A 13,953-nucleotide genomic window follows, 5' to 3' on the forward strand; every position below is an offset into this window, starting at 1 on the left:
GGCACTTGGCTTCCGGAACCCGGCTCCCGGCTCCCGGCACCTGGCACTTGGCTTCCGGAACCCGGCTCCCGGCTCCCGGCACCTGGCTCCCGGCCTCCCGGTCGTGGCGCCGGCGGCCGCCGGCTACAGCTCCTTCTCGTACCAGGCCACGTCCCAGTAGCGGCCGAACTTGCGGCCCACCTCGCGGTACGTGCCCGTGTGCCGGAACCCGAAGCGCCGGTGCAGCCGCGTGGAGGCCTCGTTCGGCTGGGCGATTCCCGCATAGGCGCGGTGCAGATCCTCGCCCGCCAGGGCCTCGAACAGGGCCGTGTAGAGCAGAGTGCCGATCCCGCGGCCTCCGGCGTCCGGGGCGACGTAGACCGTCGTCTCCACCGACGTCGCGTAGGCGGGCTTCGCCCGGAAAGGGCTGGATGTGGCGTAGCCCAGAATCCGCCCGGAGCTCCCGGTCGAGGTTGAGGTTGTGGCCGCGGTCGAGGCCGCGGCCGCGGCAACCATCAGGCGGTACGGGCCGTCTACAGGGTGGGAGAGCAGCCAGGGGCGGCGTTCCTCAGGGGTGAGGACCGTGGTGTCGAACGTGATGGCCGTCTCGCGCACATACCGGTTGTACAGATCGGTGAGCGCTGTCAGATCGCCCTCGGTCCCCGGTCTGACCTGGGCCTTCGCATAGTCCGACGACATCTCGCCCCCTGTGGCCCGACAGGGTACTGCATGATCAGAAAATTCGGGGGTCGGGTTGGGAATTCTGTCCGGATTCCAGTCGTTGTTTCCAACAGATGCCGGGCACCCGAGCAGAGTCCGAAGCAAGAGACCGAGACCCTGGACATGACGTACGTGCCGGGCATCCGCAGAACCACCCGCCGACCTCATCATCGTAAGGGAGCAAGCATGGCAACCCGTGCCGTCGCCCGTCGTAAGTCCGCCTCCGGCGAGACGGCCGACTCGGCAAGCAGTGTTCGCGCCCATCGTGGCGAGATCGCCGACCGCGACCTGGTCGGTATGTATCTCGACGAGATCGCGCGCACACCGCTGCTCGACGCCGCCAAGGAGGTCGAGCTGTCCCAGATCATCGAAGCGGGTGTGTTCGCGCGGCAGATCCTCGACGGCACCGAGGAGAACAAGGTGGGGGCCACCACCGAGGAGCTCCAGGCACTGTACGACGCGAGCGAGCGGGCCAAGGACGTCTTCATCCGTTCCAACCTCCGCCTGGTCGTCGCGGTGGCCCGCCGCTACCCCCGCAGCGGTCTGCCCCTGCTCGACCTGATCCAGGAGGGCAACGCCGGCCTGGTGCGCGCGGTCGAGAAGTTCGACTACCGCAAGGGCTTCAAGTTCTCGACCTACGCCACCTGGTGGATCCGTCAGGCCATCACGCGGTCGATAGCCGACCAGTCCCGCACCATCCGCCTCCCCGTCCACCTGGTGGAGGAGCTGGGCCGGATCCGGCGCGTGCAGCGCGAATTCAACCGTGAGCACGGGCGGGACCCGGAGCCCGGGGAGATCGCCGCCGAGCTCGGTTCCACCCCGGAGCGGGTGACGGACGTGCTCGACTGGGCCCGCGACCCGGTCTCACTGAACATGGCGGTGGACGACGAGGGCGAGACCCAGTTCGGCGACCTCCTCGAGGACACCTCGGCGGTGTCGCCGGAGCAGTCGGTGCTGACGCTGCTGCGCAGCGAGGAACTGGACGACCTCATCGGCCGCCTCGACCAGCGCACGGCCTCCATCATCAAGATGCGGTACGGCATCGAGGACGGCCGGGAGCGCACCCTGACGGAGGTCGGCAAGCAGCACGGCCTGACCCGCGAGCGGATCCGCCAGATAGAGAAGCACGCGCTGATGGAACTGAAGAAGCTGGCCCGCGACACCGGGTTCGACGCGGCGGCGTAGAGCCGACGCGGGACCGGTGCAGGGCACTTGGGGGCGCCGGGTGACGAAATACGGCGCAAACATGATGCCCTGACACTGCTTCAACCCGCTGGGCCAGGGAACAAGAAGGCAAAGCACAGGAGTTCGGGTCCCGAGATCTGGGGATGGGAAGACCTCCACCGGAAGATCCCCGGGCCTTGGCCTCCTGGACGGCTCCCCCGAACCACGTCCCGTCGCACCACCCCCCCCCGGCGCCGGGACTTCCCAAGCCGGGTCCGGCACCCTCCCCCCGGGTGCCGGACCCGGCTTTCCCTTGTGCGGGACAGGAAAGCGGGTCACCCCGAACCTGAACCCCGGGGTGACCCGCCAGATGGCAGATTGTGCCACATGGGCATACCCTGCCGGGCGTGAGCAGCAGCACCACCCCGCCGTTTCCTCCCGTTCCTCCCGTCTCGCTGACCGCGCGGCGCAAAGCCGAGACCCGGATGGAGATCGCCCGCGCGGCGGCCGGTCTCTTCATCCGCCAGGGCCTGAAAGCCACCCGCGCCGAGGACATCGCGCAGGCGGCGGGCATCGCCCCGCGCACCTTCTACCGGTACTTCGCGGCCAAGGAAGAAGCCGTCGCCCCGCTCTACGAGGCCGGTGCCCGACGCTGGGTGGAAGCGGTACGGGCGGCACCGCCCGGGACGTCCGTACCGCAGGCCCTGGAGGACGCCGTGCGGTCCACGCTGAGACCGGGCGCGGGGGTCTCGTCGGATTCCTGGGTGTGGGTATGCACCCTGATCCGGCTGGCCCACTCGACCCCCTCCCTGCGCAGGGTGTGGGCGGAGGTCTGCCAGACGTCGGAACGCGCACTGGCGGAGGTCCTGGCGGCGCGGGTGCGGGCCGGTACGACGGTCGGTACGGCGGCCGACAACGTTGCCGAGCATGACGCCCGCGCAGCACATGTGGACGGCGCAGGCAGCTCCGACGGCGCCGACAGCGCGGGCAATACCGACAGGGTCGCCAGTGCTGTCGTGGACGCGCGGCTGCGCTTCGCCGCCGCCGTCGCGGTCGCCGCCGTACGCGCGGCCGTCGAGGGCTGGGCGGCGGGCGACGATACGGGCGGCGAGGACCGGCCGGGACCGGCGGAACTGGCCGTGGCCAACCTCGCGACGCTGCGGGACTTCCCGTGGGACGCCCTGACGGGGTCCTGACGGTTTCCGGATGACGCTCTGACGAGACGGCCCGCCCGGCCGGGCGGGCCGGCAGCCGCCCGGCAGCGGCCTCCTCTTACCTCTTACGGGCCGAGCCGCCTCTGTCCGCCCGAGCCGCTTCTGCCTGCCCCGCGCCGCCCCTGCCTGCCCGAGCCGCCCGGGGCGCCCGGGTCGCCGAAGTCTGCGGGCTCGCTGATGGTGGGGGAGGGGGATCGAACTCGTGTCCTATCTGAATACAGGCCTTCCTGCTCGAATCCCGGCCACCCCGCCTTTCCCTCCGTCCTGGCGTCATGCCGGCCATGCGTGCCGGAAGGAAAGGGTGTCGGGCGCGATCCAACGCCCGTTCATGCCCGATTGAGTCCGTTCCTGTTTACTTTCCGGAATGCCCGGCGTAGCCTTCGAGAAAAGCCACACGTTCGGGCACGGTTCGGAGGTGAGTGGACATGTACGCACCAGAGCGGCAGCAGGAGATTCTGCGGCTCGCCCGGGACAGCGGCCGGGTGGATGTGGTCTCGCTGGCCGTGCAGTTCCAGGTGACGGCGGAGACGATCCGCCGGGACCTGAAGACCCTCGATCGGGCGGGGGTGGTCCGCCGAGTGCACGGCGGAGCCATCCCGGTAGGGCGCCTCGACTTCGAGCCGGACCTCGCCGAGCGTGAGACCACGGCCGCCGACGAGAAGGACCGCATCGCCCGGGCCGCCCTCGCGGAGCTCCCGGACGAGGGCACGATGATCGTCGACGCCGGTTCGACGGCGGCCCTGTTCGCCGCCGCCCTGCCGATGGAGTTCTCGCTCACCGTCGTCACCCACAGCCTGCCCATCGCGGCCCGGCTCGCCGACCACCCCGGTATCCAGCTGCACCTGGTCGGAGGCCGCGTACGGCACCGCACGCGGGCCGCCGTGGACGCCTGGGCGCTGCGTGCGTACGGCGAGATCCGCGCGGACGTGCTGTTCGTCGCGGCGAACGGCTTCTCCACCGAACACGGTCTGACCACCCCCGACCTCGCCGAGGCGGCGGTGAAGCGCGCGGCCATGGCAGCCGCCCGCCGTGTGGTGCTGCTCGCCGATTCCTCCAAGCACGGCCAGGAGCACTTCGCCCGCTTCGGCGGTCTGAACGACGTGGACCTGCTGATCACCGACAGCGGACTGAGCCCCGAAGACGCCCTCGCGATCGAGCGCGGCGGCACGGAAGTAGTGCGTGCATGATCCTCACCGTCACCCCCAACCCGTCCCTGGACCGTACGTACGAGGTGCCCGCGCTGGAGCGGGGCGAGGTCAACCGGGCCACCGGCGAACGCGTGGACCCGGGCGGCAAGGGTGTCAACGTCTCCCGGGCCGTCGCCGCGGCCGGCCGGCGCACCGTCGCCGTGCTGCCCCTGGGTGGCGCACCGGGTGCCGTGGTCGCCGAACTGCTGGACGCGCAGGGCATCGAGGTCGCGCCGGTGGCGGTGGCCGGGGCCACCCGGTCCAACATCGCGCTCGCCGAGGCGGACGGCGTCCTGACGAAGATCAACGCGCCCGGCCCGGAGCTGACCGCGGCCGAGCAGGAACTCCTCCTGGAGACCGTCCACCGGAAGTCGCGGGGTGCCGACTGGATCGCCTGCTGCGGCAGTCTGCCGCGTGGCCTCGCACCCTCCTGGTACGCCGAACTGGTCGAGCGGGCGCACACCGCCGGCGTACGCATCGCCCTGGACACCTCCGGGCCCGCACTGGCCGCGGCGCTGCGCGAGCGGCCCGACGTGGTGAAGCCGAACGCCGAGGAACTCGCCGAGGCCGTCGGACGCCGGCTGACCACCGTGGGCGACGCGGTGAAGGCGGCCGAGGAACTGCGCGGGATGGGCGCCCGTACCGTGCTCGCCAGCCTGGGCGCCGACGGCCAGGTGCTCGTCGACGAGCACGGCGCCTGGTTCGGCACCGCCCGGGTGGACGTCGTCCGGAGCAATGTGGGAGCGGGCGACTCCTCGCTCGCGGGCTTCCTCATCGCCGGCGGACGCGGTCCCGAAGCACTCGCCTCGGCACTCGCCCACGGAGCGGCGGCCGTCCAGACGCCCGGCAGTGTGATGCCCACACCGGGAGACCTGGACCCGGCCGCGGTGACGGTCACGGCGACGGTGCCGGTGGACCGCGCATTGAAGGAGCCGGTGACATGAACACCGACGTTCGTGCCGCCCCGGCCCTCGCGACCCCCTCAGTCCTCTCGGGGACCACAGTTCCCACAACCCCCTCAGTCCCCACGACCCCCCACCGCAGCACCGTCCCCGTTCACCCTTCCGCCCACCCCACATCAAGGGCGATACGCGTGCAAAGGAGCCCGCGATGAGCGAGATGATCACCGCGGACCTGGTCGACCTCGACCTGTCCGCCGACACCAAGGAAGCGGCGGCGCGAGCCCTCGCCGAGCGGATGGTGACCCTGGGCCGGGTGACCGACCTGGAGGGCTTCCTCGCCGACGTGGCCGCCCGCGAGGCCCAGATGCCGACCGGCCTCGACGGCGGTATCGGCATTCCGCACTGCCGCAGTGAGCACGTCACCGAGCCGACGCTGGGATTCGGGCGCAGCGCCGCCGGGATCGACTTCGGCGCCGCGGACGGACCCGCCGACCTGATCTTCCTGATCGCGGCTCCGGCCGGTGCGGACGACGCTCATCTGACGATCCTTTCCTCGCTGGCGCGGAAGCTGATGAACGCCGAGTTCACCGACGGGCTCCGGGCGGTCGGCGATGCCGAGAGTGCCGCGGCGCTCATCCGCGGGGACGAACAGCCGGCGGCCGACGGGGCCGGGACCGGGACCGCCACGGTGGACGCGGCGGACGCGGCCGACTCGGGGACCTCCGACAGGTCCGACCGCCCCGACCGCCCCGACCGCCCCGAGGGCTCCGACCGCCCCGAGGGCTCCGACCGTTCCGAGGGCTCCGACGGCTCCGCAGACCCCACGGACTCCGTGGTGGCGCCGGTGGCGGCCTCCACCGGTGCCACCACGGGCACCACCGGCGCAGCCGCCACGGACGCAGCCGCCACGGATGCGGGCGCATCCGGTGCGGGCGCAGACGCGTCCGGCGAGGGCGCGCGCCCCTTCCGGATCGTCGTCGTCACCTCCTGCCCCACGGGTATCGCCCACACGTACATGGCGGCGGAGGCGCTGGAAAACGCCGGCCGGGAAGCGGGCATCGAGGTCGCGGTCGAGCCGCAGGGTTCGGCGGGCTTCACCCGGCTCGACCCGGCCGTGATCGCGGCGGCGGACGGCGTGATCTTCGCCCACGACGTGCCCGTCCGGGAGAAGGAACGCTTCGCCGGCAAGCCGACCGTCGACACCGGCGTCAAGGCGGGCATCAACCGCCCCGCCGAGCTGATCGCCGAGGTCCGCGGGAAGGCCGAGCGCGGTGAGGCCACCGCCGCTGCCGCACCGGGCGACACCCCCGTGGACCGCACCGGCGGACCCGGTGAGGGCTACGGCACCAAGCTGCGCAAGTGGCTCATGTCCGGCGTCAGTTACATGGTCCCGTTCGTCGCGGCGGGCGGTCTCCTCATCGCCCTCGGCTTCGCGATCGGCGGCTATGAGATCAACGAGGCGCCGTCGGTGATGGAACACTTCGCGTGGACCCAGGCCGACAGCTGGGGCGCCCTGCTCTTCCAGATCGGCGGCGTCGCCTTCGGGTTCCTCGTCCCGGTCCTGGCCGGCTACATCGCGTACGGCATGGCGGACCGGCCCGGACTCGTGCCCGGCTTCGTCGGCGGTTCGATCTCCCTCACCATCAACGCCGGTTTCCTCGGCGGTCTCGCGGCCGGTCTGATCGCCGGCGCGGTCGTGCTGGCGATCCAGCGGGTACGCATCCCGACGGCGCTGCGCGGCATCATGCCGGTGGTGGTGATCCCGCTGATCTCCTCGGCGGTGGTCGGCTTCCTGATGTTCGTGGTGATCGGCAAGCCGATCGCCGAGGCGCAGAACGCCATGACCGACTGGCTGAACGGCCTCACCGGCACCAACGCCATCCTGCTCGGCACCCTGCTCGGCCTGATGATGTGCTTCGACCTCGGCGGCCCCGTCAACAAGGTCGCGTACACCTTCGCCACGGCCGGTATCGCGGTCGCGAGCCCCAGCGACTCCGCGATGAAGATCATGGCCGCGGTGATGGCGGCCGGCATGGTTCCGCCGCTGGCGATGGCCCTGGCCACCACGGTCCGCGGCAAGCTCTTCAACCGGACCGAGCGGGAGAACGGCAAGGCCGCCTGGGTCCTGGGCGCCTCCTTCATCTCCGAGGGCGCGATCCCGTTCGCGGCGGCCGACCCGCTGCGCGTGATCCCCGCCTCGATGGTGGGCGGCGCGGTCACCGGAGCCCTGTCGATGGCCTTCGGCGCCACCCTGCGCGCTCCGCACGGCGGCATCTTCGTGGTCCCGCTGATCGGCAACCCGCTGCTCTACCTGGTCGCCATCGCGGCGGGCGTCTGTGTCACGGCGGCCCTGGTGATCATCCTGAAGGGCCTTCGCAAGCCGGTTCCGGGAGCGCCCGGCACGCCCGGCGGCGAGGGCTCGGCGGCCTCGGCGGCGGAATCGAAGCAGCCCGTCGCCGCGTGACAGGAGAACGGACAGCGCGGACGCCGGCAACGGTGGAGGACGGTGCCCACGCAGAACGGCAACGGCAGCGAACTCCCCCAATAGGTACATGTGGGACTTTCGCAGGGAAATGACTCAACTGCGATATAGATCACGTTCATCACGGTCCGGGACCAAAGTCCCGGACCGTGATGTGTACTGGGCCCATGCCTGAGCACGACTCGATCTTGAGGGTGACGGGCGCCACCGTCCTCACCCTGGTGGCCGTGGCCTGCACGGCGGGCCTGGCCGGTGCCCTGCGGCGGGACCGCAGGCGGGTGCGGGGGAGTGGCGTCGGCTCGCGGGTGCGGACGCGGATGCGAACGCTGGCCCGAGCGGGAGCGCGGTGGGAACCAGGAGGGCCGGAACGGCGGGGCGAGGACACCGGCCCTCGCCCGCGTCGAAAGCCGGCTCAAAAGCCGAAGCGGAACCGGAAGCCGGATCCGGAGTCGAATCAGAGGCGCGACGTTCCGGTGCCGCAGGAGGTGCGGGCGCTCCGGACGATTCCGCGTCAGCGGCGGACAGGCCCGGAGGCGGAGCAGGTGCGGCTCACTCCGGCCGAGCGTGAGGCGTTCGCCGTCCTGGTGCGGCGCTTCGCCGGTGACCGGGACGGGCGATGACGACCGGACGACAGCGGGATGACGGCGGTTCGGGCGGTTCGGCCCTGATCGGGTCAGGACATCTGTGTCGCGCGCCGCTCCATCGCGTCCCGGGCGGCGTCCTCGGTGACGTACACCTCGCACATGTGCCGCCCGTCGGGCGTGGCCGTGTGCTCCACCTCCCAGAGGGAGATCTCCGCGCCGTCACGCAGCAGGAACGCGTGCTCGTACAGCGAGAAGGACAGTCCCGAGCGCCCCGGTCCTCCCACGGCGGTCGGGCGGCCGAAGGCCTGGGTGATCTGGTGGGCGGACGCCGTGGCCAGCAGTGCGGCCGTCCGAGGTCCCGGACGGTCCGTGTTCTCCGCCCGGCGCAGTAAGCGGCGCGCGTGGTCCGCCGAAGCGTCGGGGACGTAGACAGGCAGGGGCGCGGGGATCTGGGACAGCTGCACCGCCACCGGCAGTTCGAAGTCCGGGGTCTCCGGCGGCAGCGGCAGCCGGGCGGTAGCGACGCCCAGTTCCTCCTCGTCCAGATACACCTCGTGCTGGGGTTCGCCGCCCGGGGTCGTGTTGTGGACCAGCTCCCAGAGCGTGAGCGCCGAGCCGTCGGCGAGCAGCCAGGTGTGCCGGTACGTCTCGCGGTGCAGGCCCGCGCTGTGGTGCGCGGAGTGCAGCGAACTGTCGTACGCCAGCGCGCAGTCCAGCAGGCGTACTGCCTCGTCGGGCAGTTCGAAGGAGTTCAGGGCACGGCCGAGCAGTCGCGCGAGGTGCTCCTCAGGAGACTCGGGCGAGTCGGCTGGTTCGTACGCTGCCGTCTCGTACGGAACGCTCAAGGTTTCTCCCGGCGTTGCTGCATGTCACCTTGTGGGTGCATACCGTAGCCTCTCGGGCGGACATCATGTCCGGGAACTGAGAAAATGTACGGCGTCAAAACGAATCGATCACGTGAAGAATTCCCGTCCGTCCCCGGCAGACGTCCGTGCCCCCTGCTCAGGCGCCGCTCCTGGCGCTCCTCGCCGGGCCGTCGGCTGCTGATCACGCACTCCGCTCAGCGGTCGGCTCCCTCCGCTCACCGGGCGTCCCCGCTGTCCCGCCCGACTCCCCTACGCTTCCCCGTTCGGCGCGCCACACGCCTCCCTGTCCGGTTCGTCATACAACTACCCGTACGGTTCACCCGTACAGCTCGCCCGTACGACCCCTCCGTGCAGCTGTGCGTGCCGTTACCCGTACAACTCCTCGTACGACGGCCAGACTCCGCCCGGTCCGTCCACCGACTCGGCCGTGCGCAGGGCCCGTACGATCGCGCGGGTCACCAAGTCGGCGCCCGCCGCGAGGATCTCGTTCAGGGCGAGTGGGTCCACGGTGTCGAGCGGGCGGGCGCCCGTGGCGAGGGTGAACACCGTGTCCCCGTCGTTGAGCAGATGCACCGGCCGCACCGCCCGCGCGATGCCGTCGTGCGCGGTGCCGGCGAGCTTCTGCGCCTGCGCCTTGGACAGGTCCGCGTCGGTGGCGACCACCGCGAGCGTGGTGTTGAGGGGCTGCGGCCCGTTGCGCTCCGCGAGGCCGGCGAGCCGCCGGAGCGCCGCCGCGTGCACCTCCGCGTCGGGATGGCGTACCCGGCCGCCCTGGAACAACTCGCCGTACAGCGTCCCCGTTTCCGGGTCCAGCGCCGACCCCGCCGCGTTGGCCACGACCAGCGCGGCCACCGTGATTCCCGAGTCCAGCACCGTGCTCGCGGTGCCGATCCCGCCCTTCACCGCTCCGACCACGGCCCCCGTACCGGCGCCCACGCATCCCTCCGGCACCCGTGCCCCCGGTGCGGTCGCCGCTGCCGCCTCGACCGCCGCGCGCCCCGTGGCCGCGTCCGGCCGGGCCCGGAAGTCCCCGCCCCGGCCCAGGTCGAAGATGCAGGCGGCCGGCACCACCGGCACCACGTGCGTGGGATCCGGATCGACGCGTACCCCGCGCCCCTGCTCCTCCAGCCAGGCCATCACCCCGGACGCCGCGTCGAGTCCGTAGGCACTGCCGCCGGTCAGGACGACCGCCTCGACCCGCTGCACGAGGTTGCGGGGATCGAGCGCGTCGGTCTCCTTCGTACCGGGACCGCCGCCCCGCACATCCACGGCGGCCACGGCCCCGCCCTCAGGCGCGAGCACCACCGTGGTACCGGTGAGCAGGCCGTCTCCGGTACGGGTCGCGTGTCCCACGCGCACACCGGCCACATCGGTCAGAGCGTCAACAGTCATGGCGTCAGTCTCGCGCCCCCACCACCGGAGCAGGGTGCCGCCACCAGGGAGCAGCGTCAGGAAGCAGCCGCCGTCGGGGGAAGGTTCCGCCGGAGCCGTATTCTGGTCGTATGAGCACTGCCCCCGATCCCCGGCCGCGCGAGCCGAAGCCCGCGCTGGTCTTCGACGACCCGCTGGACCAGCAGTCCGCGGACGACACGGACCGGGGGTGGGGCGACCGCCCGTCCGGAGACAGCGCGGCGGACCTGAAGCGCTTCCTCGACGAGAAGCCGCCCCACCACATCTGACCCGGGTGCCGTGCAGGCCGGTGCCGGCTATCGCCCGCTGTACCCCGGGCCCTCGCCACGGCCCGAGCCGCGCTGCGCGACCAGCTCGTCGCGGATCTCCTTGAGCACCTCGAGCTCGGAGATCTCGACGATCTCCTGCGCGCCTTCCTTCGCCTTTCTGCGGGCCTCGACCCGGGCCAGGTACCGGGCCATCGGCATCACCATCAGGAAGTAGACGACCCCAGCCGTGATCACGAACTGGAGCGTCGAGCCGAGTACCGAACCCCACAGGATCCTGACGCCCGTCGCAGCATCGCCGGTGCCGGTGCAGGGGCCCTTCAGACACGAGCTGTAGCTGTCCAGGTTCTTCGTGCCGAAGGCGCCGACCAGCGGATTGATCACGCCCTTCACCACCGAGTTGACGATGTTGGTGAAGGCGGCACCGATGACCACGGCGACGGCCAGGTCGACGACGTTCCCACGCATCAGGAAGGCCTTGAAGCCCTGCCAGACGCCGGCTTCGTTCTTCTCGCTCACCCCGAGGGCTCCATCTTGTATGTATGACGTTCTTGTATGTGTGACGTTGGGAATCGAACGCTCCGCAACCTATGTCAGCGCCCCGCCGAACCCTCCACTTGGGTCCCTCGAACGAGGTACTTGACACGGCCTCCGCGAAATCGGCCGCGAAGGACCCGCTCACCACAGGGTCACCGCCAGCCGTGCCGTGGCGCTCGCGCCGGCGAGGTCGGCCGCGGCGGCGCGCGGAACCGACAGCACCACCAGAGCCCCGCCCGTGCCCGTGTCCTCCAGCGGCTTCGGCACCTCGGTGACCCGCGCCCCACGCGCGACCACGCGGGCCTCACCACCTGTCACCCGCTCCTCGGCGGCGATGACATCGACCCGGTCGCCCGGCCGCAGCAGCCGCACGGTGGCGGCGTCGGCGATCCGCACCGGCGCCGTGACACGGGCTCCCGCGCGCCGTGCCCGTGCGACCCGGTCCTCCGTGGACGCCGGCCCGGCATGCGCGGTCGAAGTGCCCTCGGGGTGCCCGCGCGACCGGTCTGCCTCCCGGGGACCGCCCGCCGCCACCAGCGCCACCGCCGTGACGGCGAGACCGACCGCCACCACCCGCCTCCGGTGCCGGGCCGGCCGACCCGGCCGCAGCAGCCCGCCACGCACCCGCACCGGTGCGAAGTGCGGCACCTCGCAACGGGGCGGGACACCGGCCCAGGGCGGGTGCGGAGCTACGGCGGGACGGGAGGGAGAAGCCGAGGGAGTCGGCGAAGGGGAGGGGGAACGAGGGGAGGCATAGAAGGTGGAACGGGGGGAGGAGGGGGACCGGAGCGAGGGCTGCCGCAGAGACGATGGAGAGGGCGACGGCGGGAACGGGGGAGGGGACGACGGCGGGAACGACACGGGACCACCACCTGCGACGAGGGATCGGCTTGCGGACCCCACGATGAGGCTTCCCGCCGTTCTCCGCCGGAGCCTGTGGACAGACCACGGCCTGTGGAAAACTCCCTCACCCGACCGTGAACTGCGACCCGGCCGTGAGGTGTGCCCCGGCCGTGAGGTGCGACCCGGCCGTGGGCTGCTGCCCGGCCGGGCGCCGTGACGTGATCATGTGCCACGAGCCCCGCGCCGGCAGCCCTACGGCAGCGCGAAGCCCGGATCCATCCCGCCCAGCGCCGAGGCGCACAGGCAGTCCCGCTCCTCGGTCGCCGGCAGCGCCGCCACCGCGTCGAAGAGCACGTTCCGCAGCCGGTCCACGTTGTCCGCGAACACCCGCAGCACCTCGTCGTGCGAGACGCCCTCGCCGGTCTCGGCGCCGGCGTCGAGGTCGGTGACCAGGGTCAGGGACGTGTAGCAGAGCTCCAGCTCACGGGCGAGTGCCGCCTCGGGGTGGCCGGTCATGCCCACCACCGACCAGCCCTGCGCCTGGTGCCACAAGGACTCGGCGCGGGTGGAGAAGCGCGGCCCCTCGACCACGACCAGCGTGCCGCCGTCCACCGGCTCCCAGTCCCGCCCGCGCGCCGACTTCAGGGCGGCGGCCCGGCCGGTGGGGCAGTAGGGATCGGCCAGCGACACGTGCGCGACGTTCGGGACGGTGCCGTCGGGCCGCGGCAGCCCGTCGAAATAGGTGCCCACCCGGGACTTCGTACGGTCCACGAACTGGTCCGGAACCAGCAGCGTCCCCGGCCCGTACTCGGGCCGCAGCCCCCCCACCGCGCACGGCCCGAGCACCTGGCGCGCGCCGACCGACCTGAGCGCCCACAGGTTGGCCCGGTAGTTGATCCGGTGCGGCGGCAGATGGTGGCCGCGTCCGTGCCGGGGGAGGAAGGCGACCCGCCGGCCGGCCAGTTCACCGAGGAAGAGGGAGTCGCTGGGCGCCCCGTACGGGGTGTCCACCTGGACTTCGGTCACGTCGTCGAGGAAGGAGTAGAAACCGGAGCCGCCGATCACGCCGATCTCGACGTTCGCCTTGTTCGCCATGCTCCGCACCCTAACCGGCCCCGGAAACGCCGAGGACCCCGTCGTCGCACGACGACGGGGTCCCGTAAGGATTCGGCCTCAGGCGGCGGTGCTGCCGGCGGTGCTGCTGGAACTGCCGGACCCGGACGACGAACCGGAGCCCGAACTCGAACCGGAGCCCGAGGAGGACGAGGAAGAAGACGAGGACGAGGAGTCCGAGGAGGAGCTCGTCGACGAACCGGACGTCTTCGACGCCGGCGTGCTGCTCGACGAGGAGCCGCGGCTGTCGTTGCGGTAGAAGCCGGAGCCCTTGAAGACGATGCCGACCGCCGAGAACACCTTCTTCAGGCGCCCCTGGCAGTTCGGGCACTCGGTAAGAGCGTCATCGGTGAACTTCTGCACCGCCTCGAGGCCCTCGCCGCACTCGGTGCACTGGTACTGATAGGTGGGCACTGTCTTCCTCCTGGCACTCTCACTCGATGAGTGCTAACGATCGTCAATGGTAACCCGTGCCGCAAGTGATCGGCGTAACGTACGTCACCCCGCCACGGGCGACGGCCGGAGCGTGACCGTCACGAGGACGGGCCTCCGTCCGTGCTCTGCGCGTGCCCCGGACACGCTTCGCGGCGTGGCTTCCCAGGCGGGAAGCCACGCCCGCGGTGTCGTCACGGCTCCGCGTGCGTGCGCGGACGAACCCGGCGGGGGTCTGCGCGGCGGCCTGCGAG

Annotated in this window: 13 protein-coding genes; 6 read left to right on the forward strand and 7 right to left on the reverse strand. The window is 71.7% G+C overall.

Annotated elements, in window-relative coordinates:
* Positions 1-123: 123 nt before the first annotated feature.
* Positions 124-678, reverse strand: a complete 555-nt coding sequence (locus tag ACIF80_RS10850) for a GNAT family N-acetyltransferase (protein WP_399802127.1) — start codon at positions 676-678, stop codon at positions 124-126.
* Positions 679-885: 207 nt separating this feature from the next.
* On the opposite strand from ACIF80_RS10850, the gene ACIF80_RS10855 reads away from it, so the two are divergent.
* The 5 genes from ACIF80_RS10855 to ACIF80_RS10875 all read left to right on the forward strand — a co-directional run bounded on the left by ACIF80_RS10855 (position 886) and on the right by ACIF80_RS10875 (position 7,630).
* Complete coding sequence (locus tag ACIF80_RS10855; RefSeq protein WP_399802130.1) at positions 886-1,884, forward strand: RNA polymerase sigma factor RpoD/SigA; 999 nt, start codon at positions 886-888, stop codon at positions 1,882-1,884.
* 386 nt (positions 1,885-2,270) lie between these two features.
* Complete coding sequence (locus tag ACIF80_RS10860; protein ID WP_399802132.1) at positions 2,271-3,059, forward strand: TetR/AcrR family transcriptional regulator; 789 nt, start codon at positions 2,271-2,273, stop codon at positions 3,057-3,059.
* 443 nt (positions 3,060-3,502) lie between these two features.
* A complete protein-coding gene (locus ACIF80_RS10865; RefSeq protein ID WP_399802134.1) occupies positions 3,503-4,264 on the forward strand; it encodes a DeoR/GlpR family DNA-binding transcription regulator in 762 nt (253 codons plus the stop codon).
* Positions 4,261-5,208 (forward strand): 1-phosphofructokinase, encoded by a 948-nt coding sequence (gene pfkB / locus ACIF80_RS10870; protein WP_399802136.1) that lies wholly within the window; start codon positions 4,261-4,263, stop codon positions 5,206-5,208. The genes ACIF80_RS10865 and pfkB overlap by 4 nt, the downstream gene beginning before the upstream one ends.
* Before the next feature lie 166 nt (positions 5,209-5,374).
* The gene (locus ACIF80_RS10875) at positions 5,375-7,630 is read left to right on the forward strand and encodes a fructose-specific PTS transporter subunit EIIC (protein ID WP_399802138.1); all 2,256 of its coding nucleotides are present in this window, start codon (positions 5,375-5,377) and stop codon (positions 7,628-7,630) included.
* 691 nt (positions 7,631-8,321) lie between these two features.
* Here ACIF80_RS10875 and ACIF80_RS10880 read toward each other — a convergent pair.
* Together ACIF80_RS10880 and ACIF80_RS10885 are read right to left on the reverse strand one after the other, a co-directional pair.
* Positions 8,322-9,077 carry a DUF6227 family protein gene (locus ACIF80_RS10880; RefSeq protein ID WP_399802140.1) on the reverse strand — a complete coding sequence of 252 codons (756 nt, stop codon included), beginning with the start codon at positions 9,075-9,077 and terminating at the stop codon, positions 8,322-8,324.
* A gap of 387 nt (positions 9,078-9,464) precedes the next feature.
* Entirely contained in the window at positions 9,465-10,490 is a 1,026-nt protein-coding gene (locus ACIF80_RS10885) for a P1 family peptidase (protein WP_399802142.1), read from the reverse strand.
* Positions 10,491-10,600: 110 nt separating this feature from the next.
* On the opposite strand from ACIF80_RS10885, the gene ACIF80_RS10890 reads away from it, so the two are divergent.
* A complete protein-coding gene (locus tag ACIF80_RS10890) occupies positions 10,601-10,777 on the forward strand; it encodes a hypothetical protein (RefSeq protein WP_399802144.1) in 177 nt (58 codons plus the stop codon).
* Between the two features lie 27 nt (positions 10,778-10,804).
* Here the strand turns inward: ACIF80_RS10890 and mscL are convergent, their stop codons facing one another.
* From mscL to ACIF80_RS10910, 4 genes are all read right to left on the reverse strand, one after another.
* Positions 10,805-11,293: a large conductance mechanosensitive channel protein MscL gene (gene mscL / locus ACIF80_RS10895; protein WP_399802146.1), complete on the reverse strand. Its 489-nt coding sequence runs from the start codon at positions 11,291-11,293 to the stop codon at positions 10,805-10,807.
* A 159-nt stretch (positions 11,294-11,452) separates the two neighbouring features.
* Positions 11,453-11,959, reverse strand: a complete 507-nt coding sequence (locus ACIF80_RS10900) for a hypothetical protein (RefSeq protein WP_399802149.1) — start codon at positions 11,957-11,959, stop codon at positions 11,453-11,455.
* A gap of 447 nt (positions 11,960-12,406) precedes the next feature.
* Positions 12,407-13,249, reverse strand: coding sequence for an S-methyl-5'-thioadenosine phosphorylase (locus tag ACIF80_RS10905; protein WP_399802152.1), 843 nt, complete (start codon positions 13,247-13,249; stop codon positions 12,407-12,409).
* A gap of 78 nt (positions 13,250-13,327) precedes the next feature.
* Complete coding sequence (locus ACIF80_RS10910; RefSeq protein WP_399802154.1) at positions 13,328-13,681, reverse strand: FmdB family zinc ribbon protein; 354 nt, start codon at positions 13,679-13,681, stop codon at positions 13,328-13,330.
* Between the last annotated feature and the right edge of the window lie 272 nt (positions 13,682-13,953).

It is taken from the genome of Streptomyces sp. NPDC085927, from assembly GCF_044540975.1.
Lineage (GTDB): Bacteria > Actinomycetota > Actinomycetes > Streptomycetales > Streptomycetaceae > Streptomyces > Streptomyces hirsutus.

What these genes read in the sequence shown, in the direction of transcription:
- ACIF80_RS10890 (WP_399802144.1), top strand. Translation starts at nt 10,601, where the DNA reads ATGAGCACTGCCCCCGATCCCCGGCCGCGCGAGCCGAAGCCCGCGCTG.
- pfkB (WP_399802136.1), top strand. Translation starts at nt 4,261, where the DNA reads ATGATCCTCACCGTCACCCCCAACCCGTCCCTGGACCGTACGTACGAG.
- ACIF80_RS10885 (WP_399802142.1), bottom strand. Translation starts at nt 10,490, where the DNA reads ATGACTGTTGACGCTCTGACCGATGTGGCCGGTGTGCGCGTGGGACAC.
- ACIF80_RS10865 (WP_399802134.1), top strand. Translation starts at nt 3,503, where the DNA reads ATGTACGCACCAGAGCGGCAGCAGGAGATTCTGCGGCTCGCCCGGGAC.
- ACIF80_RS10855 (WP_399802130.1), top strand. Translation starts at nt 886, where the DNA reads ATGGCAACCCGTGCCGTCGCCCGTCGTAAGTCCGCCTCCGGCGAGACG.
- ACIF80_RS10905 (WP_399802152.1), bottom strand. Translation starts at nt 13,249, where the DNA reads ATGGCGAACAAGGCGAACGTCGAGATCGGCGTGATCGGCGGCTCCGGT.
- ACIF80_RS10850 (WP_399802127.1), bottom strand. Translation starts at nt 678, where the DNA reads ATGTCGTCGGACTATGCGAAGGCCCAGGTCAGACCGGGGACCGAGGGC.
- ACIF80_RS10875 (WP_399802138.1), top strand. Translation starts at nt 5,375, where the DNA reads ATGAGCGAGATGATCACCGCGGACCTGGTCGACCTCGACCTGTCCGCC.